A 23,766-nucleotide genomic window follows, 5' to 3' on the forward strand; every position below is an offset into this window, starting at 1 on the left:
TGGTTCCTGGGTTCCGGGACCGCCGACGGCGCGCCCTCACCGCGGAAGGATGCTGCAATCCGCCGCGAATCACCCGATTACATCTCGGTTAGTCTGGGCCCTGGCGGGTTGCGCCGGTCAGGATGACCGATAATCTCCCAGGCTGACGAAACCTGTGGAGGTGTTACATGCGTGCCACGCTGCTCGCCGTCGCTCTCGGTTGCGCCTTTGCGTCCGCGGCCTCACTGGCCCACGCGCAAGATGCCGCGACCACGCAAACGGCCGCTGCGACCGCCGCCGGAGAACCGGAGTGGCGCCACGCATCCGCCCTCACAGGCGACCCCGGCTATCCCGCCGATTTCGACCATTTCAACTACGTCAATCCCGACGCCCCGAAGACGGGGACGGTCCGCCTGTCGGACCCGTCGGGCTTCGACAGCTTCAATCCGGTGCTGCGCCGCGGCAACCCGGCCCCCGGCCTCGGCCTCATCTACGACGCGCTGATGGCGCCGGCCTATGACGAGATCCCGATTTCGGCCCAGTACGGGATGATCGCGGACAAGCTGCGCTTCCCGGACGATTTTTCCTGGGTCGAGTATCACATCAATCCGGACGCCAAGTGGCATGACGGGACGCCGATCACCCCGGAGGACGTCGTCTGGTCGCTCGAGGTGACGAAGGAGGCCGACCCGACCCGCGCTTTCTACTACAAGGAGGTCACCGGCGCCCGGCAGGTCGACGACCAGACCGTCCGCTTCGAGTTCGCCGGCCCCGGCAATCGCGAGCTGCCGCACATTCTCGGCGACCTCCAGGTCCTGCCGAAGCACTGGTGGACGAGCACCGCGCCGGGCGGCAAGCAGCGCGACATCTTGTCCGGCACGCTGGAGCCGCCGCTCGGGTCGGGCGCCTACAAGATCACCGCGTTCGAGCCGAACCGCTTCGTCGAGTACACGCGCGTCCCCGACTATTGGGCCGAGAATCTCCCGTCCCAGAAGGGCACGAACAATTTCGACAAGATCCGCTACGACACCTATCGCGACCAGACCGTCGCGCTCGAGGCGTTCAAGGCGGACCAGTACGATTTCCGCGCCGAGAACAGCGCCTCCAACTGGGCGCTGCGCTACGACTTCCCGGCCCGCAAGCGCGGCGACGTGATCCTCGAGACCTTCCCGGACGAGGGGCGCGGCGTCATGCAGGCCTTCGTCGTGAACCTGCGCCTGCCGAAATTCCAGGACGAGCGGGTTCGCCGCGCGCTGAACCTCCTCTACGATTTCGAATCGCAGAAAGAGACGGTCTATTACGGCCAGTACGAGCGGATCAGCTCCTTCTTCAACGGCACCGAGCTTGCCTCCGAGGGCCTGCCGGAGGGGCGTGAGCTCGAGATCCTGGAGAGTGTGCGCGACCTCGTCCCCGAGCGCGTCTTCTCCGAGCCCTACACCAACCCCGTCGGCGGCTCGCCCCAGCAGGTGCGCGAGAACATGCGCGAGGCGGTGAAGCTCTTCCAGGAGGCCGGCTACGAGATCCGCAACGGCAAGATGGTCAACACCGCGACCGGCGAGCCCTTCCGGATCGAGATGATCGAGAACAGCCCCGCCGCCGAACGCTCGGTCCTGCCCTACCAGCAGAGCCTGTCGCGCATCGGCGTGGATCTCAGCCTGCGCATCATCGACACCTCGCAGTACATCAACCGGATCCGCAATCGCGACTTCGAGATGACGACGCTCGCCTGGGGTCAGTCCCTCTCGCCCGGCAATGAGCAGCTCGACTATTGGGGCTCGGCCTCCGCCGATCAGCCGCAATCGCAGAATTATGCCGGCATCAAGGATCCGGGAATCGACAAGCTGATCGACATCGTGATCCGCGCCAAGGATCGCGACGAGCTGATCGCGGCGACGAAGGCGCTCGACCGGGTGCTGCTCGCGCACAACTACATGGTGCCGCAATTCACCACCAACACGTTCCGCACGGCGCGCTGGAACCGGTTCGGCCACCCTGACGACATCCCGCCATACACACACGGTTTCCCGACGATCTGGTGGTGGGACGCGCAGAAGGCGTCGAAGATCGGAGAGCCCTCGTGAAGGGTGTCAATCGCCGGCACCTTCTCACCTGGTCGGGCGCGGCCGCCGCGCTCACCGTCCTCCCGCTTCCCGGCCGCGCGCAGACCGCGCCGGCCACCGCTGATCCCGCCCCGGCCGCGAGCGCGGCCCCCGGCGCCAAGCAACACGCCATCACCGTGTTCGGCGACCCGCTGCACGGCCCGGACTTCACCCATTTCGACTATGTGAATCCGGATGCCCCGAAGGGCGGCGAGATCCGCCTCCTGCCGTCCTCCTGGACGACGAACCAGAACCCGCTGACCTTCAACACCTTCAACATGCACATCCTGCGGGGCGATTCGCCGCCGCTGATGGGCCTGTGCCACACCGCCCTCATGGTGCGCGGCCTCAACGAGCCGGACGCGGTCTACTGCCACCTCGCCGAGAGCGTGGCGATCGACGGGCGGCGCTTCTCCTTCGCGATCCGCCCCACCGCGACCTTCTCGGACGGCAGCCCGATCACCGCCGAGGACGTCGTCTTCACCTACCAGACGCTCCTGGAGAAGGGTCACCCGATCCTCGTCCAGCCGCTGCGCGGGGTCGAGAGCTTCGAGGTCGCCGACGAGATGACGGCCGTCATCACCTTCGCCGAGGGCACGTCGAACCGCCTCCCGCCGCTGGTCGCGACCTACCCGATCCTCTCCAAGGCCTACTACACGGCCAACGACTTCACCGCCGCGAACCTCTCCATCCCCGTCACGTCCGGCCCCTACACGGTCGGCGCCTACGACGCGGGCCGCTATGTCACCTTCCAGCGCCGCCCCGATTATTGGGGCGACGAGACGGCGACCGGGCGCGGCCACAACAATTTCGATGCGATCCGTGTGGACTTCTTCCGCGAGCGTACGGCGAGCTTCGAGGCCTTCAAGTCCGGCCTCGTCACCTTCCGCGAGGAGTTCACCTCCAAGACGTGGGCGACCGAGTACAATTTCCCCGCCATGAATGACGGGCGCGTCGTGCGCCGCGAGTTCGAGGACGGGCGGCCGGCGGGCGCGCAGGGCTGGTTCATCAACACGCGCCGCCCGAAATTCGCCGACCCCCGCACGCGCGAGGCGCTGACCTGGGCGTTCGACTTCGAGTGGACGAACGCGAACATCTTCTACGGCCTCTACGAGCGCACCTCGTCCTTCTTCATGAACTCGGACATGCTGGCGACCGGCGAGCCGGACGCCGCCGAGCTCGCGCTCCTCGAACCCTTCCGCGACCAGCTCGACCCCGCCGTCTTCGGCCCGGCCTGGACGCCGCCCGTGACCGACGGGACCGGCCGCGACCGCGAGCCGCTGAAGAAGGCGGACGAGCTCCTGCGCGCCGCCGGCTGGCGCCGCCAGGAAGGCAAGATGGTGGACGAGAACGGGCAGCAGCTCGTCATCGAGTTCCTCTACTCGCAGCCGACCTCCGAGCGGATCCTCCAGCCCTACGCGAACCGGCTGCGCCTCCTCGGCATCGAGCCGGTGCTGCGCCTCGTGGAGGCGGCCCAATACCAGCTGCGCCTCCAGAATTTCGATTTCGACCTCACCACCCAGCGCTTCTCCTTCGCGCCGACCCCGTCCGAGTCGGTGCGCGAGTTCTGGACCTCCGGCACCGCCGACATGAACGGCTCCTACAATCTCGCCGGCATCAAGGACCCCGTCATCGACGCGCTGACCGAGACGATGCTGAACGCGGCGACGCGCGAGGAGATGGTCACCGCCGCGCGCGCGCTCGACCGCATCCTGCGCCTCGGCCACTACTGGGTGCCGCAATATTACAAGGCGTCGCATCACGTCGCCTACTGGGACCGGTTCGGCATGCCGGAACACAAGCCGCGCTACGATCTTCCCGTGGAGACCACCTGGTGGACAAAGGCTAGCTGATCCGATGGGCGCCTATATTCTCCGCCGTCTCCTGCTCATGGTGCCGACCCTCTTCGGCGTCATGCTCATCTCGTTCGTCGTCGTTCAGTTCGCCCCAGGCGGCCCGGTGGAGAAGGTGATCGCCGAAATCCGCGGCACCAGCGTCTCCGCGACGGCGCGCGTCTCGGGCGGCGGCGCGGGCGGCGACTTCGCCGGCAGCGCCGGCGGCGCGGCGGCGCCGAGCGACGGCTCGCCCTATCGCGGCGCGCAGGGCCTCGACCCGGAATTCATCGCCGACCTCGAGCGCCAGTTCGGCTTCGACAAGCCGCCCGTCGAGCGATTCCTCATCATGCTCGGCAACTATCTCACCTTCGATTTCGGCGAGAGCTATTTCCGCGACCGCGGCGTCCTCGAGCTGATCGGCGAGAAGCTGCCGGTCTCGATCTCGCTCGGCCTCTGGATGACGCTGATCTCCTACGCGATCTCGATTCCGCTCGGCATCCGCAAGGCCGTGAAGGACGGATCGGCCTTCGACGTGTGGACCTCGGGGATCATCATCATCGCCTACGCCATTCCAGGCTTCCTGTTCGCGGTGCTCCTCATCGTCCTCTTCGCCGGCGGCTCGTTCTGGAACGTCTTCCCCCTCGGCGGGCTCGTCTCGGAGAACTGGCACCAGCTCTCCCTATGGGGAAAGATCACCGACTATCTGTGGCACATGACGCTGCCCTTGATCGCGCTCTCCCTCTCCGCCTTCGCGACGACGACGCTCCTCACCAAGAACTCCTTCCTTGAGGAGATCCGGAAGCAGTACGTCATGACCGCGCGGATGAAGGGCCTGTCGGAGCGCGAGGTGCTCTACGGGCACATCTTCCGCAACGCGATGCTCATCATCATCGCGGGCTTCCCCGGCGCCTTCATCAGCGCCTTCTTCACCGGCTCGCTGCTGATCGAGACGATCTTCAACCTCGACGGGCTGGGCCTTCTCGGCTTCGAGAGCGTGATCGACCGCGACTACCCGATCGTCTTCGGCACGCTCTACATCTTCTCCCTGCTCGCCCTGGTCGTGAACCTCGTGTCCGACCTCACCTACACCTGGGTCGATCCCCGGATCGACTTCGAGAGCCGGGAGGTCTGACGATGGAAGAGGCAGCCAAGAGCGAGCGCATCCGTCCGGACGAAATCGATCCCCCGCGCGAGGCCGAACCCGGCGAGCCGATCTCCGTCACCTTCGAGGAGCGCGAGGCGACCGCGCTCCCGACCGGGGCGGGCTTCGACACCGCCAACACGCTGAACCAGCGCCGCTGGCGCCTCTTCAAGGCGCATCGGCGGGGCTACTGGTCGCTGTGGATCTTCTGCGTCCTCTTCACGGTGACGCTGTTCGCCGAATTCGTGGCGAACGACCGCCCGCTCCTGATCTCCTACAAGGGCGAGCTGCTCGTCCCCGTCCTCGTCGACTATCCGGAGGAGAAGTTCGGCGGCTTCCTCGCGCGGACCGACTATCGCGACCCCTTCATCCGCGAGGAGATCGACGCGAACGGCTGGATGATCTGGCCGCCGGTCCGCTACGATTATCGGGCGGTCAACAACACCCCGCCGACCCCGCTCCCCTCCGCTCCCTCCTGGATGTTCACCAAGGAGGCGCGCTGCGGAATGCTGCCCGGCGGGGTCGACGATCCGTCCTGCACGATCTGGAACTGGAACTGGCTCGGCACCGACGACCAGGGCCGCGACGTGCTCGCCCGCATCATCTACGGCTTCCGCATCTCGATCCTCTTCGGTCTCGTGCTGACCGCCGCCTCGTCCGTGATCGGCATCGCCGCGGGCGCAGTGCAGGGCTATTTCGGCGGCTGGACCGACCTCATCTTCCAGCGCGCGATCGAGATCTGGACCTCGGTGCCGGCGCTCTACATCATCCTGATCCTGTCGGCCGTCTTCTCGCCGAGCTTCTTCCTGCTCCTCGGCATCCTGCTCCTCTTCTCGTGGGTGGCGCTCGTCGGCGTCGTGCGCGCCGAGTTCCTGCGGGCGCGCAATTTCGAGTATGTGTCGGCCGCGCGCGCGCTGGGCGTCGGCAGCCTCACCATCATGTGGCGGCACCTCCTGCCGAACGCGATGGTCGCGACGCTGACCTTCCTGCCCTTCATCATGAACGGCTCGATCACGACGCTGACCTCGCTCGACTTCCTGGGCTTCGGCCTGCCGCCCGGCTCCCCCTCGCTCGGCGAGCTCCTCGCCCAGGGCAAGAACAACATCCAGGCCCCCTGGCTTGGAATCTCGGGCTTCTTCATCATCTCCCTGATGCTGTCGCTGCTGATCTTCATCGGCGAAGCCGTCCGCGACGCCTTCGACCCGAGGAAGACGTTCCGATGAGGAGGGGCTGATGACGACGATTGTGAAGACCGTGACCGCGAACACGCTTCCGGACGAGCTGCGGGCATCGATCGATCCGTCCAACACCGTCCGCGTCACGGTCGAGGACCTCGGCCTTCCGCCACGGCACAGAAGTGCCGACGAGGTCCTGAAGGCGATCAACGAATACCGCAGCCGGAACCGCCCGGGCACGAGTCTGGACGAAGCCGTGAATCGAATCAGAGAGCTGCGTGACGAGTGGGATTAGTCGCGGTCAGAAATTCTATCTGGATACCAACGTCGTGATCGCGGCGGTGGAGGATGATTCCGCGGCAGGACGAGCCATTTGGGCCTCGCTTCAACGCGGCGCGAAGATGGGACGCAATTTTCGCGATCCGATCGAACGATTCGTGACGAGCGAACTCACTCTCGCGGAGTGCCTCGTTAAGCCACTGAGGGATGGAGACGAAGAGCTCGCCTCCGTCTATGCGATGTTGCTGGTGAACAATGATCTCGTCGCCATGGAGAGCGTTCACCAGGATGCCCTGTGGATCGCGGCTTATCTGCGAGGCCAGCACACCGCGTTGAAGCTGCCGGACGCGATTCATATCGCGACGGCTTTCTGCTGTGGCTGCTCATTCTTCCTGACGGGAGATACCCGGCTCCACAAAGACTATTGGGCACGGCCGCTCGACGCCTTGGGGCGCCCCATCGCCGGCGAGCATGACCGGAGATTGCAAGGCATGCATCCCGAAGCGTTCGGCGAGGAACTCGGCAAACTGGAGCCGTATGACAGCGATGAATAGCACCGAGCCGCTTCTTCAGATCGAAGACCTCTCCGTCGCCTTCCACCAGGAGGGGCGGACGACGCTTGCGGTCGACCATGTCTCGCTGACCCTCAACAAGGGGGAGACGCTGGCGGTCGTCGGGGAGTCGGGGTCGGGCAAGTCCGTGACCGCGCTCTCCTGCGTGCGGCTCCTGCCCTATCCGGCCGCCTCTCACCCTTCGGGACGCATCCTCTTCAAGGGGCGGGACATGCTCACCCTCTCGCCGAAGGAGCTGCAGAAGGTCCGCGGCAACGACATCACGATGATCTTCCAGGAGCCAATGACGAGCCTCAACCCGCTCCACCGGGTCGAGAAGCAGATCGGCGAAATCCTGCGCCGCCATCGCGGCCTGTCGGAGCGCGCCGCGCGCGAGCGGACGGTCGAGCTCCTCACCGCGGTCGGCATCCGCGATCCGGAGACGCGGCTCGAAAGCTACCCGCACCAGCTCTCCGGCGGGCAGCGCCAGCGCGTCATGATCGCGATGGCGCTCGCCAACGAGCCGGACCTTCTCATCGCCGACGAGCCGACCACGGCGCTCGACGTCACCGTCCAGGCGCAGATCCTCGCCCTCCTCAAGGAGATCCAGGCGCGGATGGGGATGGCGATGCTCTTCATCACCCACGATCTCGGCATCGTGCGCAAGATCGCCGACCGCGTCGCGGTGATGACCGACGGCAAGGTCGTGGAGACCGGGCCGACCGAAGAGGTCTTCACCAACCCGCAGCACGAATACACGCGCCACCTTCTGGCGGCCGAGCCGAAGGGCAATCCGCCGGAGCCCGACCCGAACGCGCCGATCGTGGTCGAGACCAAGGACCTCAAGGTCTGGTTCCCGATCAAGCGCGGCCTGATGCGCCGCACCGTCGACCACATCAAGGCCGTCGACGGGATCGACCTCACCGTGCGCAAGGGCGAGACGCTGGGCGTCGTCGGCGAATCGGGGTCGGGCAAGACGACGCTCGGCTTCGCCATCCTGCGCCTCATCTCCTCCGACGGGCGCATCGTCTTCATGGGCGATTCCATCGACGGGCGGTCCTGGTCGGGGATGCGCCCGCTCCGCTCCAAGATGCAGATCGTCTTCCAGGACCCCTACGGCTCGCTCTCGCCGCGCATGTCGGTCGGCGAGATCATCGCCGAGGGGCTGCGCATCCACTCCGGCAAGAACGCGCAGGAGCGGGACGAGGCGGTGGTGAAGGTGCTGCGCGAGGTGGGGCTCGATCCCGCCATGCGCTCGCGCTACCCGCACGAATTCTCAGGCGGCCAGCGTCAGCGCATCGCGATCGCCCGCGCCCTCGTGCTGGAGCCGGACTTCATCATGCTCGACGAGCCGACAAGCGCGCTCGACCGGTCGGTGCAGGCCCAGGTGGTCGACCTCCTGCGCGAGGTGCAGGAGCGGCACGACCTCACCTTCCTGTTCATCTCGCACGATCTCCAGGTGGTGCGGGCGCTCGCGAACGAGGTGATCGTCATGCGCGGCGGCAAGGTCGTCGAGCGCGGGGCGACGCGTGACATTTTCGAAGCACCCAAGACGGAATATACGCGCGCCCTCATGGCGGCGGCCCTTTATCACGAGCAGGCGCCCCCCGAGGTGGTCGCGGACTGACCATTCGTTCATTCCTCGCCGTTACATGGCACCATGAGGATCTGCGAATCGTTTGAGCGACGTCTGTCCCGCCGTCCGGCGGCGGGCCGCCGTCCCATCTGGAGCTGGACCATGGTCGACGGGTCGTTCCACGGCACCCTGCACGACGGCCCGCGCGCCGCCGCGACGGCTGCCGCGCGCACGGCCCGCGGGGCGTTCGCGTCATGAGGCGGCTCTTCCAGCAACGCCAGCCGACCGTCACCGGGGAGCGGCTCGCGCCGCCGCAGCCGGAGCGGCTCGTCGCGCGCGTCACCGACACGTCGGTCGAGATCGACGTGCGCCGCACCCGCAGCGCCCGGCGCATGACGCTGCGCATTCCGCCCGGCCACGCCAACCCGATCGTGACGATCCCGCTGCGCGCCTCCATCGCCTCGGCCGAGCGGTTCATCCGCAGCCAGGAGGGCTGGCTCGCCGCGCGCCTTGCCGAGCGCGCCCCGGCGCTGCCCTTCGTCGATGGCGGCATCGTGCCGATCCGCGGCGTCGACCACCGCATCCGCGCGACGGGCGCGGCACGCGGCGTGGTCGCGACCAGGCTGGAGCCGGACGGACCGGTGCTCCTCGTCCCCGGCAGCGACGAGCATCTCCAGCGCCGCATTGTGGACTATCTGCGCCGCGCCGCGCGGGCCGACCTCCAGGCCGCGGTCGACGAGTTCTCCGCCCGCGTCAGGCGCCGCCCGACCGCGCTAAGGATCAAGGACACGCGCGCCCAGTGGGGCTCGTGCACACCCGGTGGCGTGTTGTCTTTTTCCTGGCGCCTCGTGCTCGCGCCGCCCTTCGTTTTGCGCTATGTGGCGGCACACGAAGTCGCTCACCTGATCGAACTCAACCACTCCGCTGCATTCTGGAAGCTGAACGCCGAGCTCGATCCACACCACGAGCGGGCCCGACTCTGGCTGAGACGGCATGGTCGGATGCTCCATGCGGTCGGGGCCGAGGGTCCGCCGACACATGGACCATGTCTCTAGGCGCACTCTTATCCATCGTCCTTCCGGTCTTCGGATTCATCGGCCTCGGCTACGCCATCATCGCGATCGGTCTCCTCAAGCAGGAGACGGGTGACGCGCTCGCGACGTTCGTCTTCACCATCGCGATCCCGCTCCTCCTGTTCCGCGCGCTCGGCACGCTCGCCGTGCCCGACGTGAACCCCTGGCCCTTCTGGCTCGTCTATTTCGCGAGCGCCTTCCTGAATGTCGGCCTCGGGATGTTCATCGTCATCCGCTATTTCGGCCGCGACATGCGGGCCGGGGTCATCGGCGGGATGTCGGCGGCCTTCTCCAACTCGGTGATGGTCGGCATTCCCGTCCTCGCCCAGGCGTTCGGCGAGCCGGGCCTCGTCACCGGCTTCATCCTCGTCGCCGTCCACACGCCGATCATGATGACGGCATCGGCCTTCCTCATCGAGTACGCCGAGCACAGGGACGGCATGGCGGCCGGCCCGGCGAATTACGGCGCCTCGGCGCTGCGGGTGGCGCGCGCGCTCATCACCAATCCGCTGATCGTCGCGATCCTCGCCGGCGTCGCCTTCCGTCTGACGGGGCTGCCGATGGTCGGGGTTCCGCGCACCCTCGTCGACCGCCTCTCGGACACCGCGATCCCGCTCGCGCTGATCTCGCTCGGAATGAGCCTCAACAAATACGGGATCCGGGGCAACGTGAAGCCGGCGATTGCGCTCGGCGTGATCAAGCTGATGCTGATGCCGGCGATCGTCTACGTGCTCGCCGTCCACGTGGCGCATCTGCCGCCGATCGCGGCGGCGGCGGCGGTGATCTGCGCGGCCTGCCCGACCGGGGTGAACGCCTACCTGATCGCGAACCGCTTCAACACCGGGCTCGCCCTGTCCGCGAACACGATCACGATCACGACGGCGATCTCGCTCGTCACCTTCACCTTCTGGCTCGCCGTCTTCGGGCACTGAGCCGGGGGATCAGGCCTCGGTCTCGACGGCGGCGAGGTCGACCGCGCGGGCGCGGACATCGGCCGGGCCAAGGCCCGCCTCGCGCAGGGCGGAGAGCCCCTCCGCCCCGTTGGATTTGGAGAGCTTGCGCCCGTCCGGCCCCATGATCAGCCGGTGGTGGTGGTAGAGCGGCGCGGGGAGGCCGAGGAGGCCCTGGAGGACGCGGTGGACCGCCGTCGAGGGCATGAGGTCCTCGCCGCGCACCACGTGCGAGATCCCCTGCACCGCGTCGTCCACCACGACCGACAGATGGTAGCTCGTCGGCACGTCCTTGCGCGCCAGCACCACGTCGCCCCAGGCGAGCGGATCGGCCGCGACCCGCATCACGCTCTTGCCGGTGCCGTCGAGCTCCGTCCAGTCGAGCGGCGGGAGGCCCGCGATGGCGCGCGCCATGTCGAGCCGCCAGGCGCCGGGCTCGTCCTCGCGGCGGCGGCGCGCGGCCTCCCGCTCGCCGAGGATATCGGCGTCGCCGGCGAAGATCGGCGCGCCGTCCGGGTCGCGCGGGGCGCCGGTGATGCGGGCGGACTCCGCGATCTCGCGCCGGCTCGCGAAGGAGGGATAGACGAGGTCGCGCGCACGCAGCGCGTCGAGCGCCGCCTCATACGCGGCGAAGTGCTCGGACTGGCGGCGCAAGGGCCGCTTCCAGTCGACGCCGAGCCAGTCGAGGTCGGCGAGGATCGCGGCCTCGAAATGGGGGCGCGCCCGCGTCTGGTCGATGTCCTCGATGCGCACGGTGAGCGCCCGGCCGACCGCATCCGCCATCCGCTCATTGGCGATGACGCTGTAGGCGTGGCCGATGTGCAAGAGGCCGTTCGGGCTCGGGGCGAAACGCAGCATGATGCCTCCCCCATATCATGGCGGCCGCGCGTGCGCGCGAAAAGCGGTGGAATCGCGGTGTGATAGCGAGTAAGGGACATCTATGCCCGAGCGGATCCGCTGCGATGCCGATATCGATGCTGCCCTTGTCGCCCTCGCGGCGAAGGACCCGCGCATCGCCTCGGTGCGCGCCCGCGTCGGGGCCGTCCCGCTCCGCCTGCAGCCGCCCGGCCTTCCCGGCCTCCTGCGCATCGTCGCGGGCCAGCAGCTCTCCACCCAGTCCGCCGCCGCGGTCTTCGCGCGCTTCACCGCGACCATCGACCCGCTGACCGCCGAGGCGATCCTCGCAAGCGACGACGACACGCTGCGCGCCGCCGGCCTGTCGCGGCAGAAGGCGAAGACCTTCCGCGCCATCGCCGAGGCCGTGACCGGCGGTCTCGACCTCCTGGCGCTCGCCGAGATGGAGGCGGACGACGCCCGCGCGAACCTCCAGGTGATCCCCGGAATCGGCCGGTGGACGGCCGATCTCTACCTCATGTTCTGCGCCGGCCATCCGGACATCTTCCCCGTCGGCGACCTCGCCGTACGGCGCGCCGCCCAGCGCGCGCTCGGCCTCGACGAGGACGTGAAGCACGACATCCTCGAGGCGATCGCCGAGGCGTGGTCGCCGCACCGCTCCACCGCGGCCCGCCTCATGTGGGCCTTCTATCGCGTGGCCGACGCGCCCGTCGCCGCCGCCACACCCGACTCTGCCACCGCTCCATCCGGATTCCCCTTGTGAAGATGCTCTCCGGCCCGCGCCGCCCGCCCCGCTCCGGCAAGCCGCCCCGCTCGATCGTCGTGTTCGTCCACGGCTACGGCGCGGACGGCTCCGACCTCATCTCCCTCGCCGAGGTCCTCGCCCGCGCGCTGCCGGACACGCTCTTCGTCTCGCCGGACGCACCGGGCACGACCCCGATGGGCGGGCGCGAGTGGTTCCCGCTGACGATGCGCGACCCGTCCGAATATGCGCGCGGCGTCGCCGCCGCTGCCCCGATGCTCGACGCCTTCATCGACGCCGAGCTCGCCCGCTACGATCTCGACGAGAGCCGCCTCGCGCTCGTCGGGTTCAGCCAGGGCACCATGATGTCGCTGCACGTGGGGCTGCGGCGTCCGGCGCCGCTCGCGGCCGTCGTCGGCTTCTCCGGGCTCCTCAGCGACATGGAGCCGAAAGATCTCACCCCCACCCCGACTTTGCTCATCCACGGGACGGCCGACGAGCTCCTCCCGGCGGGCCTCACGCTCGCCGCGGCGAACGCTCTGGGGTCGGCCGGAGTCCCCGTGGAATGGCACCTCCGCCCTGGCCTCGGCCACGGCATCGATCAGGAAGGACTCGCAATGGCTGGAGAGCACCTTGCCCGATACTTGCCCACATAGTTCATCCCACTGGCCCGCGGGGAGCCTTCACATCTCCGTCACGTTGGCGCACGATAACCACGCCATGTTGTTCGCGATTCGGCGAAGATGGAGACGGTAGGTTGACCATCGCGGTTCATCCCGATGCGCATCCGACGCTGGTGCTCAACGCCGACTACAGGCCGCTCAGCTACTATCCGCTGTCCCTGTGGTCCTGGCAGGATGCGATCAAAGCGGTGTTCCTCGACAGGGTGAACATCGTGTCAGAGTACACCTCGGAGGTACGAAGTCCCTCCTTCCGAATGCGACTGCCGTCGGTCGTATCACTCAAGACCTACATCAGACCGGCGCGCTTCCCTGCCTTCACACGCTTCAATGTCTTCCTCCGCGATCGGTTCGAGTGCCAATATTGCGGAAGCCTCGAAGATCTCACCTTCGACCACCTGATCCCCCGCTCCAAGGGCGGGTTGACCACCTGGGACAACGTCATCACCGCCTGCTCGCCCTGCAATCTGAAGAAGGGCAACAAGAGCTGCAAAGTCGCGGAGATGTACCCCCGCCAGCACCCGTTCCGGCCGACGGTGCAAGACCTTCACAACAATGGCCGCCTCTTCCCACCGAACTATCTGCACGAGAGCTGGCTCGACTTCCTGTACTGGGACACCGAGCTGGAGCCGTGAGCCTGCGCGCGGCCGCGTAACGGAATGCACAACAATCTGCGCGAGATTGGCGTCCCTCGGGGCGCCATTTTCGTGAGTGAGTTGGTCGATGCCGCAACGAACCCTGCCGGGCCCGGCCCGCGCGAGCCGATCGCCTTTCGCCGCAGCGCTTGCCGCGGGCCTTGCGTTGATGGGTGGGATCGCGCCGGCACGCGCCGACACATATGTCGCGCAGGATGTGACGCAGACGACGCGCATCGTGACGCCGCCCGCCATCGATCGCGACTGCCCGTGGGCCTGCGCGACCGGCGGCGCGCCGATCGCGAACCGGCAGATCAAGGAGCGTTACTGGTATCGCGCCGCGCCGCCGCGCGTCCTCTACCGCGTCGTGCCGCCGCCTGCCGCGGCGCCCGAGCCGAAGCCCGACCTTCTCACCTGCACCAGCTTTTCGTGCGACGCACGCTGAGGCGGCCGCCCGGCGCGCCCATCGTCGCGCGCGGCCTGGAAACCCGAGCCTCTTTCCTCTAAGTCGGGAGAAAAGAATCGGGAGCTAGCCCAATGCAATATCTTCACACGATGGTCCGCGTGACGGACATCGACCAATCCCTCGACTTCTATTGCAACAAGCTCGGCCTGCGCGAAGTGCGCCGCGTCGAGAGCGAGCAGGGCCGCTACACGCTCATCTTCCTCGCCGCCCCGGACGATGTGGGCCAGGCGAAGGAATCGCAGGCCCCGCTCGTGGAGCTGACCTACAACTGGGATCCGGAAGATTATTCGGGCGGCCGCAATTTCGGCCACCTCGCCTACCGGGTGGACGACATCTACGCGACCTGCCAGCGCCTGATGGATGCCGGCGTCACCATCAACCGTCCGCCGCGGGACGGGCGCATGGCGTTCGTGAAGTCGCCGGACAATATCTCGATCGAGCTCCTCCAGGCCGGCGATTCCAAGCCGCCCGCGGAGCCCTGGTCCTCGATGCCGAACACCGGCACCTGGTAAATGACAAAAGGGGCGCCGGCCGAGCCGACGCCCCTTTCACATTGTCGGGAGCCTCAAGGGCGGCCGGCGGCGATCAGAAATCGCACGCGATGCCCTTCACCTCCCAGTCGCCATAGCGCACGGGCTCCGGCCCATCGCGGCCGCCCTTCTCGGTCGGCATCGCGTCGGCCTTGGCGGCGGCGCGGCGCTCTTCGGCCTCGGCGAGCGCGCGCTTGGCGGCTTCGCTGAGCGGCGGGCGCGGCGCCTTCTCGTCGTCTGAAGTCTTGTCCATCCCGCGTTTATGGCGCTTGGCCCCGGCCTGTTCAACGCCTGAGCCCAACTGACGCCATCGTGAGCAACCCTCACTCGTCCTCCTCGGTGCCTATATGCAATGGAAGAGAAGCGGGCGCGCGAGCCCGCAATGAGGGGAAACTCATGAAGCTGACGCGTCGCCACATCATGGCCGGAGCCGCCGTCGCCGGCGCCGCCGGGACCCTGCCGATCGCGGCCCGCGCCCAGAGCGCTGCACCCGCCGGCGGGACGGGCTCGGCCCAGGCCCCCGCCTTCCATCGCCTGATGATCGGCGACACGCGGGTGACGGCCATCTCCGACGGCAACCTCTACGCCAACGCCTCCGTCCTGCCGAACGCGGACGAGGCCGACTTCGCCGAGGCGATGGAGGCGATGTTCCTGCCGACCGACCGCTACACGATGCCGCTCAACACCTACGTGGTGGAGCGCAACGGCCGCCTGATGCTGGTCGACGCCGGCGGCAGCACGCAGATGGCGCCGACCCTGGGCCTCCTCCAGCCGCACCTCGCCGCCGCCGGGGTGGACCCGGCCGCGATCGAGACGGTGCTCCTCACCCACCTCCACCCGGACCACATCGGCGGTCTCGTCGACGGCGCCGGCGGCGCGGCCTTCCCGAACGCCGAGCTGGTGGTCGCCGCGAACGAGCTCGCCTTCTGGACCGACCCGGCGACCCGCGCCGCCCTCCCCGACGGGGCGAAGGGCATGGTCGACGGAATCGTGAAGGCGACGGAGGTCTATGAGGGCCGCGTGCGCCCGTTCGAGGGCGCGACCGGCGTCGACGGGGTCGAGGCGGTGCCGCTGCCCGGCCACACGCCCGGCCACACGGGCTACCGCATCTCGGACGGCGGCCAGAGCCTCCTCATCTGGGGCGACATCGTCCACATCGCCCCGCTCCAGGTGCCGAACCCGGACATCTATATCGGCTTCGACACCGTGCCCGAGGAGGCGGTCGCGACGCGCAAGCGCATCATGGACGAGGCGGCGACGGACAAGCTCCTCATCACCGGGATGCATCTGCCCTTTCCGGGCTTTGCCCATCTCGTGCGCGATGGCGAGGGCTACGCGCTCGTCCCGGTGCCCTGGCAATATCTCTGAGCCGGAACCGGCCCGCGATCACAGGAAGGATTGCGGGTCGATGTCCACCGCGCGGCGCACGGTCCCCTTCACCGGGACCGTCGCCAGCCAGTCGGCCATGATGTCCTGGAGCGGCACCGTGCGCGGGGCACGCACCAGGAGGCGGTAGCGGAAGCGGCCGCGCAGGATCGAGAGCGGCGCCTCGGCCGGGCCCAGCACCTCGACATCGCCCGACGATGGCGCGGTCCGCGCGAGCGCCGCGGCGTGGCCATGCGCCTCCGCCCGGTCCGTCGCCGAGACGATCACCGCCGCGAGCCGCTGGAAGGGCGGCAGCGCGCCCTGCCGCCGCACCTCCGTCTCCTCCCGATAGAAGGCCTCCGCGTCGTCGCGCAGCATCGCCTGGATGACCGGGTGGTCGGGCGCGTGCGTCTGGAGGAGGGCCCGCCCGCCGGCATGGACTCGCCCGGCGCGGCCGGTGACCTGGGTCAGGAGCTGGAAGGTCCGCTCCGCCGCGCGCGGGTCGCCGTTCTCGAGGCCGAGATCGGCGTCGACGACGGCGACGAATTGGAGGTTCGGGAAGGTGTAGCCCTTCGCGACGAGCTGGGTGCCGACGATGATGTCCACCTCGCCGCGCGCGACGCGGCCGAGGAGCGCGGCGAGCGCCTTCGGCCCGCCCGCGAGGTCGGAGGAGAGCACCGCCGTCCGCGCCTTCGGCCAGAGCGCCCGCGCCTCCTCCTCGACGCGCTCGACCCCCGGCCCGCACGGCGCGAGCGTGTCCTCTCCCTGGCAGGCGGGGCAGACGCTCGGCCGCCGCTCCTCGTGGCCGCAATGGTGGCAGACGAGCCGGTTGCGCAGGCGATGGTCGACGAGGGAGGCGGCGCAGTTCGGGCAGTGGAAGCGGTGGCCGCAGCGCCGGCACACCGTCAGCGGCGCGTAGCCGCGCCGGTTGAGGAAGAGGAGCGACTGCTCGCCCCGCGCCAGCGTCTCGCTGACGGCGGCGCGGACGGGCTCGGACAGCCACTCCCCCTTCGGCGGCGCGTCGCGGCGCAGATCCACCGCGCGGATCGTCGGGAGCGGCACGTCGCCATAGCGAGCTGGGAGCACGATGCGGCGATAGCGGCCGCGCTCGGCGTTGATCCGGCTCTCGACCGACGGCGTCGCCGAGGCGAGGACCACGGGGATGCCCGCCTGCTGGGCGCGCACGATCGCCATGTCGCGCGCGTTGTAGATGACGCCGTCCTCCTGCTTGAAACTCTGGTCGTGCTCCTCGTCCACGATGATCACGCCGAGATCGGTGAAGGGCAGGAAGAGGGCCGAGCGCGCGCCGACGACGACGCGCTCGCGCCCGCTCGCGACGTCCCGCCAGAGGGAATGGCGCGCGGCGGGCGTGCGGTCCGAGTGCCACTCGCCGGGCACGATGCCGAACCGCTCGGTGAGGCGCGCCGTCACCATCGGGGTGAGCGCGATCTCCGGCATCAGGACGAGCGCCTGCCGGCCGAGCGCCAGCGCCGCCGCGATCGCCTCGAAGAAGACCTCCGTCTTGCCCGAGCCGGTGACGCCTTCGAGGAGCACCGTCTCGAACGCGCGCGCCTCCACCATCGCGCCGAGTTCCGCGACGGCCTCGCCCTGGTCCGCGGTGAGGTTCGGCACCGCGTCGAGCGTCGGCGTCGCGGGCGGCTCGGGCTCGAGCGCGATCTCGGCGATGACGCCCGACTTGATGAGCCCGGTGATCACCGCCGCCGACGCGCCGGACGTGTCGGCGAGCTCCTTGCGCGACATCGGCCCCGGCGCGAGCGCGTCGGCGACGGCGAGGCGCGCGGGGGTCCACCGCTCGGGCTCGACCCCGGTGAGGGCGAGCGCCGTCTGCGGCTTCGCCTCGGTGAGCCCCTCGCCGGAGCGCAGCACCATCTTCAGCACCGCCCCGCGCGGGGTCATCGTGTAGCGCGCGACGAAATCGACGAACCGGCGCAGATCGTCGGTTAGGGCGACGAGGCTCACCACCCCGCGCACCGGCTTCAGCCGCGCGGCCTCGATGGTCTCGTCCGGCGCATCGTCCCACACGACGCCGAGCACGTCCCGCCGGCCGAGCGGGACGGCGACGACGAGGCCCGGCGCCAGCGGTTCGGACGCGGTGTAGGTCAGGAGACCGAGCTGATGGGGTAGGAGCACCGAAACGCGGTGCGGCTCGGGTGTCATGTCAGCCGCAATCCTGTAGGAGGAGACCGAAGGATCCTATGGGGAGTGGCGGGGATGCAATTCTTTGTGGACACGGCGGACGTCGGCGAGATCAAGGCGCTGACCGAAACCGGCATGCTGGACGGGGTGACGACCAACCCGTCGCTCATCATGAAGGCCGGCCGGCCGATGCTCGATGTGATCGCCGAGATCGCCGAGCTGGTCGATGGCCCGGTGAGCGCGGAGGTCACCGCGACCGAAGTGGACAAGATGATCGCGGAGGGCAAGAAGCTCGCGGCGATCGCGCCGAACATCGCGGTGAAGCTGCCGCTGACGTGGGACGGGCTGAAGGCCTGCCGCGCGCTGACCGGCGACGGGCACATGGTCAACGTGACGCTCTGCTTCTCGGCCGCGCAGGCGCTGCTGGCGGCCAAGGCGGGTGCGACCTTCATCTCGCCGTTCATCGGACGGCTCGACGATATGGGTCTCGACGGGATGAAGCTGATCGAGGACATCCGCGCCATTTACGACAATTATGAGGATCTGCAGACCGAGATCCTCGCCGCATCGATCCGCACTGTGAATCATGTGCAGCAGGCGGCGATTGCGGGGGCCGATGTCGCGACCGTCCCGCCGTCCATCCTGACGAAGCTGATCGACCATCCGCTGACGGACAAGGGCCTCGCCCAGTTCCTGGCGGACTGGGAGAAGACCGGCCAGTCCATCCTCTAGCGCCCCCGCCCCGCCGCGCCGGCCGTGCCAGCCGGCACGGCGCGCGCAAGGCGAGGCGGTGTATTGCCCCTCGATTAACGATGATTGGTGGCGGAGTGTTGAGAGCGATGCGGCAGTGTGCGGCGATGGCTTCACCACTCGCGAACACACCGCCACCCGCGCTGCTCGTGGCCGGCCCGACCCTCGTCGCCGCGCGCAAGGCGTGGCTCGACGCGCTGTCGGCCGAGCGCGGCCTCTCCGACAACACGGCCGAGGCCTATGAGCGCGACACGCGCCAGTTCCTGACCTTCCTCGCCCACCATTGGGGCGATCCTCCGGAGCTGTCCGACCTCGACGGGATGGCGCCGCAGGACCTGCGCGCCTTCCTCGCCCAGCGCAAGCGCGACGGGGCGGGGCCGCGCTCGCTCGCGCGGGCGCTCGCGGGCGTGCGCGCGATGCTGAACCATTTCGAGCGCCGGCACGGCATCAACGCCGCCGCCGTGCGCGTGGTGAACGCCCCGGCGAAGCCGCGCGGGCTGCCGCGCCCGGTGCCGATGGACGCGGCGCAGACGATGCTCGCCCCCGGCACCACCTGGACCGAGTTGCGCGACACCGCCGTCCTCTCCCTCCTCTACGGGGCGGGGCTGCGCGTCGGCGAAGCGGTCGGGCTCGACTGCGCCGACATGGCGCCGCCGATCGAGATCCTGCGCATCAAGGGAAAGGGCGGACGCGAGCGGGTCGTGCCAATCCTGCCCGCCGTCGCCGAGGCGTGCGAGGCCTACCGCGCCACCGCGGCCTACACCCTCCTCGACGGCCCCTTCTTCCGAGGCGAGAAGGGCGGCCGCCTCTCCGCGCGCATCGTCCAGCGCGTCGTCGAGCGCTGGCGCGCCGCGCTCGGCCTGCCGGACACGGCGACGCCGCACGCGCTGCGCCACGCCTTCGCCTCCCACATCCTCGCCCATGGCGGGGATCTGCGCGCGATCCAGGAGCTTCTCGGCCACGCGCGCCTGTCGACGACCCAGCTCTACACCGCCGTCGACGAGCGCCGCCTGCTGGAGGCCTGGCGCGAGGCCCATCCGCGCGCGGTCCGCAATTGATCGCGATGCCCCGCCCCCCGCGCTGGCTGCGCCGCGCGCCGCTCGTGAAAGAGCCGCTGCGACGTTTTGCCAAGGCACACGCCCCCGAGGGGCCGATCCCCGCGACGGTGGAGGGGCTCGCCTGGCTTCTCGCCCCGGCCGACAACAAGGTCGATTTCGACATCTGGTACAAGGAGCGGCTGGAGGAGAAGGAGGAGCGCGACTTCCTCGCCCGCCATCTCGGCCCCGGCGACCTCTTCGTCGATATCGGCGCGAATATCGGCCTCTATCCGGTGACGCTGCTCGCCGCGATCCCCGGCCTCACCGCCATCACCTTCGAGCCGCTCCGGCGCCTGCGCCGCCGCCAGCGGGACAATCTCGCGATGAACGTGCTCGAGCGGCGCGTGACGCTGCGCGAGGAGGCGATCGGGCCGGAAGGCACGCTGACGCTCTATGAGAGCCGCAATGCCGGGCGCTCCTCGCTCCTGCCCTTCGAGGGCGGCCAGGCTGGGCCGAGCGTTGCGGTGCGGCCGCTCGCGCGGCTCCTCGACCGGGCGCCGGCGGCGATCAAGATCGACGTCGAAGGCTTCGAAGACAGCGCCCTCCTGCCCTATTTCGACGAGACGGGCGAGGAGATGTGGCCGCGTGCAATCGTGATCGAAACGTTGCACCGCACACTTTGGACACGCGACTGTCTTCAAGAACTGTTCCAGAGAGGCTATGAGCTTATGGAACAGACGGACGAGAACGCGCTGCTCGCCCGCCGCGCGAAATGACGAGACAGAGTGAACCATGGTCCAGCTGACGCTTCCGAAGAATTCAGTCGTGCAAGAGGGCAAGACCTGGCCGAAAACGGCTGACTCCGCCAACATGCGCGAGTTTCGCGTCTATCGCTGGCAGGAAGAGGGCGACGAAAATCCGCGGGTCGATACTTACTTCGTCGACACCGACGATTGCGGCCCGATGATTCTGGACGGTCTCCTCTACATCAAGAACAAGATCGACCCGACGCTGACCTTCCGCCGATCCTGCCGCGAAGGCATCTGCGGATCGTGCTCGATGAACATCAACGGCCTCAACGGTCTCGCCTGCACCACGGGCATGGACGAGGTCGAGGGTCCGGTGACGCTCTATCCGCTCCCGCACATGGAAGTGGTGCGCGACCTCGTCCCCGATCTCACCAAGTTCTACGCGCAGCTGCGCGAGATCGAACCCTGGCTGAAGACCGACACGCCGCAGCCGCAGAAGGAATGGCGGCAGAGCCATGACGACCGCGAGAAGCTGAACGGCCTCTACGAGTGCATCCTGTGCGCCTGCTGCTCGACCTCGTGCCCGAGCTACTGGTGGAACGGCGATCGCTATCTCGGCCCCGCCGCGCTCCTCCAGGCGCACCGCTGGATCGTCGACAGCCGCGACGAACGCACCGGCGAGCGTCTCGACGCGCTGGAAGACCCCTTCCGCCTCTATCGCTGCCACACGATCATGAACTGCGCCAACGCCTGCCCGAAGGGTCTCAACCCCGCGAAGGCGATCGCCGAGATCAAGGCGCTCATGGTGGAACGCCGCCTCTGAGGCGCCCCGCCGCGGCGTTTCGGGTCGCGCCCGCGGCCCGGCCGCGCCCGTCGCGACCGCCGGCAGGCTGACGCCGGCCTTTCCCCTCGCGCCCTCGTCGCGCGATCGTGAGCGTCGCGGCTTTGCCTTGGCGCGGCCTCGCCACTAAACCGGTGCGAGGTCAGTCAGGAATTCATCGCTTCATGTTGCGTCGGCTCGCCCTTGTCCTGCTCGCCCTCGTGGCGAGCACGACCGCATATGCCTCGTCCGCGGGGAAGATCACGGCCGAGCACATCTCGGCCAAGATCCTCGTCCAGAACGCGGTGACGCGACCTGGCGACGCGACCGGCATCGCGATCCGCCACAAGGTCGCCGAGGGTTGGCACACCTACTGGCTGAACCCCGGCGATTCCGGCGAGCCGCCGATCGCGGACTGGCGCCTGCCCGAAGGCGGCACCGCCGAGGCGCTGCGCTTCCCGACGCCGGAGCGCCTGCCCTACCCGCCGCTCATGAATTTCGGCTACGGCAGCCCGTTCACGCTCCTCGCCGCGGTGACGGTGCCGGAAAGCTGGCCCGCCGGCACGCCCTACCCGGTCACGCTCCAGATGGACTGGCTCGTGTGCAGCGAGATCTGCATCCCCGAGGGCGGCTCCGTCAGCTTCGACATCGCGACCGGGCCGCAGACGGAGGTCGATTCCAGCGTCGCCTTCACCTTCATGCAGGCCGAGTGGGCGCTCCCCGTGGAGAGCGATGCCGACGCCACCTACTCGCGCGCCGACAGCACGATTTTCCTGTCCGTCCCGTTCGGATCGCCGGAGGGGGCCGAGTTCTTCCCCGTCGCGTGGGACGCGATCGAGCACGTCGCCGAGCAGACCGCCGTCGAGGCCGCCGACGGCGAGGGCATGGTTCTGAAGCTCTCCTCCGGCAACGGCCGGCTCGACGGCACGCTGCGCGGCGTCCTCAAGACCAAGGACGGGAGCTGGTGGATCACCGCGACCGGCGATCCCGACCCGGCCCCCGCCGCCCCCTCGCCCGCCCCGGCGGCCGGCGAGGCGGTGGGCGCGCTCGCCCCGCTCGCGGCGGCCGCGCCCGAGGCGGCGAGCGCCGCCCCGATCGGCCGCGCCGGGATCGACCTGCCGCGCGCGCTGCTCTTTGCGTTCCTCGGCGGCCTCATCCTCAACCTGATGCCGTGCGTCTTCCCCGTGCTGGCGCTGAAGGCGCTCGGGCTGATCGCCCACGCGGACGCGCCCTTCTCCCGCCGCGCCTCGATCGGCGCGGCCTACACGGCGGGCATCCTCGTCAGCTTCGCGGTTCTCGCCGGCCTTCTCCTCGCGCTGAAGGCGGGCGGGGTCGCGGTCGGCTGGGGCTTCCAGCTCCAGAGCCCGACCTTCGTTGCTATCATGGCGGTCATCGTCTTCGCCGTCGGCCTCAGCCTTTCCGGCGTGTTCGAGATCGGGGCGAGCCTCACCCGGATCGGCGGCCGCGCGCCGCGCAACGGGATCGCGGGCTCGTTCGCGACCGGCGCGCTCGCGACGATCGTCGCCACCCCCTGCACCGCGCCCTTCATGGCGGTCGCGATCGGGGTCGCCATCGCCGCCTCGCCGCTCTTCGCCTTCGCCGTGTTCGGCGCGCTCGGGCTCGGCCTCGCGACGCCCTTCGTCGCGATCTCGCTGATGCCCGGCCTCGCGCGCATCATGCCGAAGCCCGGCATCTGGATGGTGCGGCTGAAGCAGGTCCTCGCCTTCCCGCTCTACGCGACGGCGGCATGGCTCGTCTGGGTGCTCGCCCAGCTCATCGGGATCGACGCGCTGCTGCCGGTCTTCGCCGCGCTCGTCCTCATCGCGCTCGCGGCCTGGCTCCTCGGCCTCGCCCAGCGCGGGGAAGGCCGCTCCCACCGCGTGGCGTTCGCGAGCGCGATCGTCGTGATCGCGGGCGCGCTCGCCGCGCTGTGGCCGGCGACGATGGCAACGCCCACGCAGAGCGTGATGCGCGTGTCGGCGACCCCGCTCGGCGAGGCGTTCTCGCCCGACCGGCTCGCCGCGCTGCGCGACGAGAAACGGTCCGTCCTCGTCAACGTGACCGCGGCCTGGTGCATCACCTGCAAGGTGAACGAGCGCGTCGTGTTCGACGACCCCGATTTCGCCAAGCTCCTTGCGGACAAGAACGTCACCTACCTCGTCGCCGACTGGACGCGGCGCGATCCCGACATCACGCGCTTCATCGAGAGCTTCGGCCGCGCCGGCGTGCCGCTCTACGTCCACTTCGCGCCCGACGCCGAGCCTGAGGTGCTGCCCCAGCTCCTGACGCTCTCCAAGCTCGAAGCCGCGCTCGGCTCATGAG

At 69.0% G+C, this 23,766-nt stretch carries 23 protein-coding genes; 20 read left to right on the forward strand and 3 right to left on the reverse strand.

What is annotated here, in order from left to right:
* Nucleotides 1-167 precede the first annotated feature (167 nt).
* The 9 genes from DBV35_RS13010 (at nt 168) to DBV35_RS13050 (ending at nt 10,640) form a co-directional block, all read left to right on the forward strand.
* Nucleotides 168-2,060: an extracellular solute-binding protein gene (locus tag DBV35_RS13010; protein WP_108660764.1), complete on the forward strand. Its 1,893-nt coding sequence runs from the start codon at nt 168-170 to the stop codon at nt 2,058-2,060.
* Nucleotides 2,057-3,931 (forward strand): extracellular solute-binding protein, encoded by a 1,875-nt coding sequence (locus DBV35_RS13015; protein ID WP_108660765.1) that lies wholly within the window; start codon nt 2,057-2,059, stop codon nt 3,929-3,931. Before DBV35_RS13010 ends, DBV35_RS13015 begins: the two co-directional genes overlap by 4 nt.
* Before the next feature lie 4 nt (nt 3,932-3,935).
* Nucleotides 3,936-5,045: a microcin C ABC transporter permease YejB gene (locus DBV35_RS13020; RefSeq protein WP_108660766.1), complete on the forward strand. Its 1,110-nt coding sequence runs from the start codon at nt 3,936-3,938 to the stop codon at nt 5,043-5,045.
* Between the two features lie 2 nt (nt 5,046-5,047).
* Nucleotides 5,048-6,277, forward strand: a complete 1,230-nt coding sequence (locus DBV35_RS13025) for an ABC transporter permease (protein ID WP_108660767.1) — start codon at nt 5,048-5,050, stop codon at nt 6,275-6,277.
* Nucleotides 6,278-6,287: 10 nt separating this feature from the next.
* Nucleotides 6,288-6,524 carry a hypothetical protein gene (locus tag DBV35_RS13030; protein ID WP_108660768.1) on the forward strand — a complete coding sequence of 79 codons (237 nt, stop codon included), beginning with the start codon at nt 6,288-6,290 and terminating at the stop codon, nt 6,522-6,524.
* Nucleotides 6,508-7,062 (forward strand): type II toxin-antitoxin system VapC family toxin, encoded by a 555-nt coding sequence (locus DBV35_RS13035; protein ID WP_281262232.1) that lies wholly within the window; start codon nt 6,508-6,510, stop codon nt 7,060-7,062. Before DBV35_RS13030 ends, DBV35_RS13035 begins: the two co-directional genes overlap by 17 nt.
* Nucleotides 7,055-8,686 (forward strand): ABC transporter ATP-binding protein, encoded by a 1,632-nt coding sequence (locus DBV35_RS13040; RefSeq protein WP_205648743.1) that lies wholly within the window; start codon nt 7,055-7,057, stop codon nt 8,684-8,686. Before DBV35_RS13035 ends, DBV35_RS13040 begins: the two co-directional genes overlap by 8 nt.
* Nucleotides 8,687-8,889: 203 nt before the next feature.
* The gene (locus DBV35_RS13045) at nt 8,890-9,690 is read left to right on the forward strand and encodes a M48 family metallopeptidase (protein WP_108660771.1); all 801 of its coding nucleotides are present in this window, start codon (nt 8,890-8,892) and stop codon (nt 9,688-9,690) included.
* Complete coding sequence (locus DBV35_RS13050) at nt 9,681-10,640, forward strand: AEC family transporter (RefSeq protein ID WP_108660772.1); 960 nt, start codon at nt 9,681-9,683, stop codon at nt 10,638-10,640. Before DBV35_RS13045 ends, DBV35_RS13050 begins: the two co-directional genes overlap by 10 nt.
* Nucleotides 10,641-10,649: 9 nt before the next feature.
* On the opposite strand, the gene gluQRS is transcribed toward DBV35_RS13050, so the two are convergent.
* A complete protein-coding gene (gluQRS, locus tag DBV35_RS13055; RefSeq protein ID WP_108660773.1) occupies nt 10,650-11,516 on the reverse strand; it encodes a tRNA glutamyl-Q(34) synthetase GluQRS in 867 nt (288 codons plus the stop codon).
* Nucleotides 11,517-11,598: 82 nt separating this feature from the next.
* Here gluQRS and DBV35_RS13060 point away from each other — a divergent pair, with 82 nt between their 5' ends.
* The 5 genes from DBV35_RS13060 (at nt 11,599) to DBV35_RS13080 (ending at nt 14,548) form a co-directional block, all read left to right on the forward strand.
* Nucleotides 11,599-12,276, forward strand: coding sequence for a DNA-3-methyladenine glycosylase family protein (locus DBV35_RS13060; protein ID WP_108660774.1), 678 nt, complete (start codon nt 11,599-11,601; stop codon nt 12,274-12,276).
* 2 nt (nt 12,277-12,278) lie between these two features.
* Nucleotides 12,279-12,911, forward strand: coding sequence for an alpha/beta fold hydrolase (locus tag DBV35_RS13065; protein WP_205648744.1), 633 nt, complete (start codon nt 12,279-12,281; stop codon nt 12,909-12,911).
* A gap of 101 nt (nt 12,912-13,012) precedes the next feature.
* Nucleotides 13,013-13,570, forward strand: coding sequence for an HNH endonuclease (locus DBV35_RS13070; RefSeq protein WP_108660776.1), 558 nt, complete (start codon nt 13,013-13,015; stop codon nt 13,568-13,570).
* A gap of 169 nt (nt 13,571-13,739) precedes the next feature.
* The gene (locus tag DBV35_RS13075) at nt 13,740-14,015 is read left to right on the forward strand and encodes a hypothetical protein (RefSeq protein ID WP_108660777.1); all 276 of its coding nucleotides are present in this window, start codon (nt 13,740-13,742) and stop codon (nt 14,013-14,015) included.
* Between the two features lie 92 nt (nt 14,016-14,107).
* Complete coding sequence (locus tag DBV35_RS13080) at nt 14,108-14,548, forward strand: VOC family protein (protein WP_108660778.1); 441 nt, start codon at nt 14,108-14,110, stop codon at nt 14,546-14,548.
* Nucleotides 14,549-14,621: 73 nt separating this feature from the next.
* Here the strand turns inward: DBV35_RS13080 and DBV35_RS13085 are convergent, their stop codons facing one another.
* Nucleotides 14,622-14,819 carry a DUF1674 domain-containing protein gene (locus DBV35_RS13085; RefSeq protein ID WP_108660779.1) on the reverse strand — a complete coding sequence of 66 codons (198 nt, stop codon included), beginning with the start codon at nt 14,817-14,819 and terminating at the stop codon, nt 14,622-14,624.
* Between the two features lie 143 nt (nt 14,820-14,962).
* Between DBV35_RS13085 and DBV35_RS13090 the strand changes: the two genes are divergently transcribed.
* The gene (locus DBV35_RS13090; protein WP_108660780.1) at nt 14,963-15,934 is read left to right on the forward strand and encodes an MBL fold metallo-hydrolase; all 972 of its coding nucleotides are present in this window, start codon (nt 14,963-14,965) and stop codon (nt 15,932-15,934) included.
* Between the two features lie 18 nt (nt 15,935-15,952).
* On the opposite strand, the gene DBV35_RS13095 is transcribed toward DBV35_RS13090, so the two are convergent.
* Nucleotides 15,953-18,109, reverse strand: coding sequence for a primosomal protein N' (locus DBV35_RS13095; RefSeq protein ID WP_108660781.1), 2,157 nt, complete (start codon nt 18,107-18,109; stop codon nt 15,953-15,955).
* Nucleotides 18,110-18,163: 54 nt separating this feature from the next.
* Between DBV35_RS13095 and fsa the strand changes: the two genes are divergently transcribed.
* The 5 genes from fsa (at nt 18,164) to DBV35_RS13120 (ending at nt 23,765) form a co-directional block, all read left to right on the forward strand.
* Complete coding sequence (fsa, locus tag DBV35_RS13100) at nt 18,164-18,820, forward strand: fructose-6-phosphate aldolase (protein WP_108660782.1); 657 nt, start codon at nt 18,164-18,166, stop codon at nt 18,818-18,820.
* A gap of 125 nt (nt 18,821-18,945) precedes the next feature.
* Nucleotides 18,946-19,896, forward strand: coding sequence for a tyrosine recombinase XerC (locus tag DBV35_RS13105; RefSeq protein WP_108660783.1), 951 nt, complete (start codon nt 18,946-18,948; stop codon nt 19,894-19,896).
* Nucleotides 19,897-19,901: 5 nt separating this feature from the next.
* Nucleotides 19,902-20,651, forward strand: a complete 750-nt coding sequence (locus DBV35_RS13110) for an FkbM family methyltransferase (protein ID WP_108660784.1) — start codon at nt 19,902-19,904, stop codon at nt 20,649-20,651.
* Nucleotides 20,652-20,667: 16 nt separating this feature from the next.
* Entirely contained in the window at nt 20,668-21,447 is a 780-nt protein-coding gene (locus DBV35_RS13115; protein ID WP_108660785.1) for a succinate dehydrogenase iron-sulfur subunit, read from the forward strand.
* Between the two features lie 182 nt (nt 21,448-21,629).
* A complete protein-coding gene (locus DBV35_RS13120) occupies nt 21,630-23,765 on the forward strand; it encodes a protein-disulfide reductase DsbD family protein (protein ID WP_108660786.1) in 2,136 nt (711 codons plus the stop codon).
* Nucleotide 23,766 lies beyond the last annotated feature (1 nt).

This window comes from Acuticoccus kandeliae, from assembly GCF_003073115.1.

Excerpts from the sequence above, each read along its gene's own strand:
- DBV35_RS13085 (WP_108660779.1), bottom strand. The coding sequence starts at position 14,819 with ATGGACAAGACTTCAGACGACGAGAAGGCGCCGCGCCCGCCGCTCAGC.
- DBV35_RS13105 (WP_108660783.1), top strand. The coding sequence starts at position 18,946 with ATGGCTTCACCACTCGCGAACACACCGCCACCCGCGCTGCTCGTGGCC.
- DBV35_RS13095 (WP_108660781.1), bottom strand. The coding sequence starts at position 18,109 with ATGACACCCGAGCCGCACCGCGTTTCGGTGCTCCTACCCCATCAGCTC.
- DBV35_RS13075 (WP_108660777.1), top strand. The coding sequence starts at position 13,740 with ATGGGTGGGATCGCGCCGGCACGCGCCGACACATATGTCGCGCAGGAT.
- DBV35_RS13030 (WP_108660768.1), top strand. The coding sequence starts at position 6,288 with ATGACGACGATTGTGAAGACCGTGACCGCGAACACGCTTCCGGACGAG.
- fsa (WP_108660782.1), top strand. The coding sequence starts at position 18,164 with ATGCAATTCTTTGTGGACACGGCGGACGTCGGCGAGATCAAGGCGCTG.
- DBV35_RS13065 (WP_205648744.1), top strand. The coding sequence starts at position 12,279 with ATGCTCTCCGGCCCGCGCCGCCCGCCCCGCTCCGGCAAGCCGCCCCGC.
- DBV35_RS13110 (WP_108660784.1), top strand. The coding sequence starts at position 19,902 with ATGCCCCGCCCCCCGCGCTGGCTGCGCCGCGCGCCGCTCGTGAAAGAG.
- DBV35_RS13090 (WP_108660780.1), top strand. The coding sequence starts at position 14,963 with ATGAAGCTGACGCGTCGCCACATCATGGCCGGAGCCGCCGTCGCCGGC.
- DBV35_RS13080 (WP_108660778.1), top strand. The coding sequence starts at position 14,108 with ATGCAATATCTTCACACGATGGTCCGCGTGACGGACATCGACCAATCC.
- DBV35_RS13050 (WP_108660772.1), top strand. The coding sequence starts at position 9,681 with ATGTCTCTAGGCGCACTCTTATCCATCGTCCTTCCGGTCTTCGGATTC.
- DBV35_RS13025 (WP_108660767.1), top strand. The coding sequence starts at position 5,048 with ATGGAAGAGGCAGCCAAGAGCGAGCGCATCCGTCCGGACGAAATCGAT.
- DBV35_RS13120 (WP_108660786.1), top strand. The coding sequence starts at position 21,630 with ATGTTGCGTCGGCTCGCCCTTGTCCTGCTCGCCCTCGTGGCGAGCACG.
- DBV35_RS13020 (WP_108660766.1), top strand. The coding sequence starts at position 3,936 with ATGGGCGCCTATATTCTCCGCCGTCTCCTGCTCATGGTGCCGACCCTC.
- DBV35_RS13010 (WP_108660764.1), top strand. The coding sequence starts at position 168 with ATGCGTGCCACGCTGCTCGCCGTCGCTCTCGGTTGCGCCTTTGCGTCC.
- gluQRS (WP_108660773.1), bottom strand. The coding sequence starts at position 11,516 with ATGCTGCGTTTCGCCCCGAGCCCGAACGGCCTCTTGCACATCGGCCAC.
- DBV35_RS13060 (WP_108660774.1), top strand. The coding sequence starts at position 11,599 with ATGCCCGAGCGGATCCGCTGCGATGCCGATATCGATGCTGCCCTTGTC.
- DBV35_RS13115 (WP_108660785.1), top strand. The coding sequence starts at position 20,668 with ATGGTCCAGCTGACGCTTCCGAAGAATTCAGTCGTGCAAGAGGGCAAG.
- DBV35_RS13040 (WP_205648743.1), top strand. The coding sequence starts at position 7,055 with ATGAATAGCACCGAGCCGCTTCTTCAGATCGAAGACCTCTCCGTCGCC.
- DBV35_RS13045 (WP_108660771.1), top strand. The coding sequence starts at position 8,890 with ATGAGGCGGCTCTTCCAGCAACGCCAGCCGACCGTCACCGGGGAGCGG.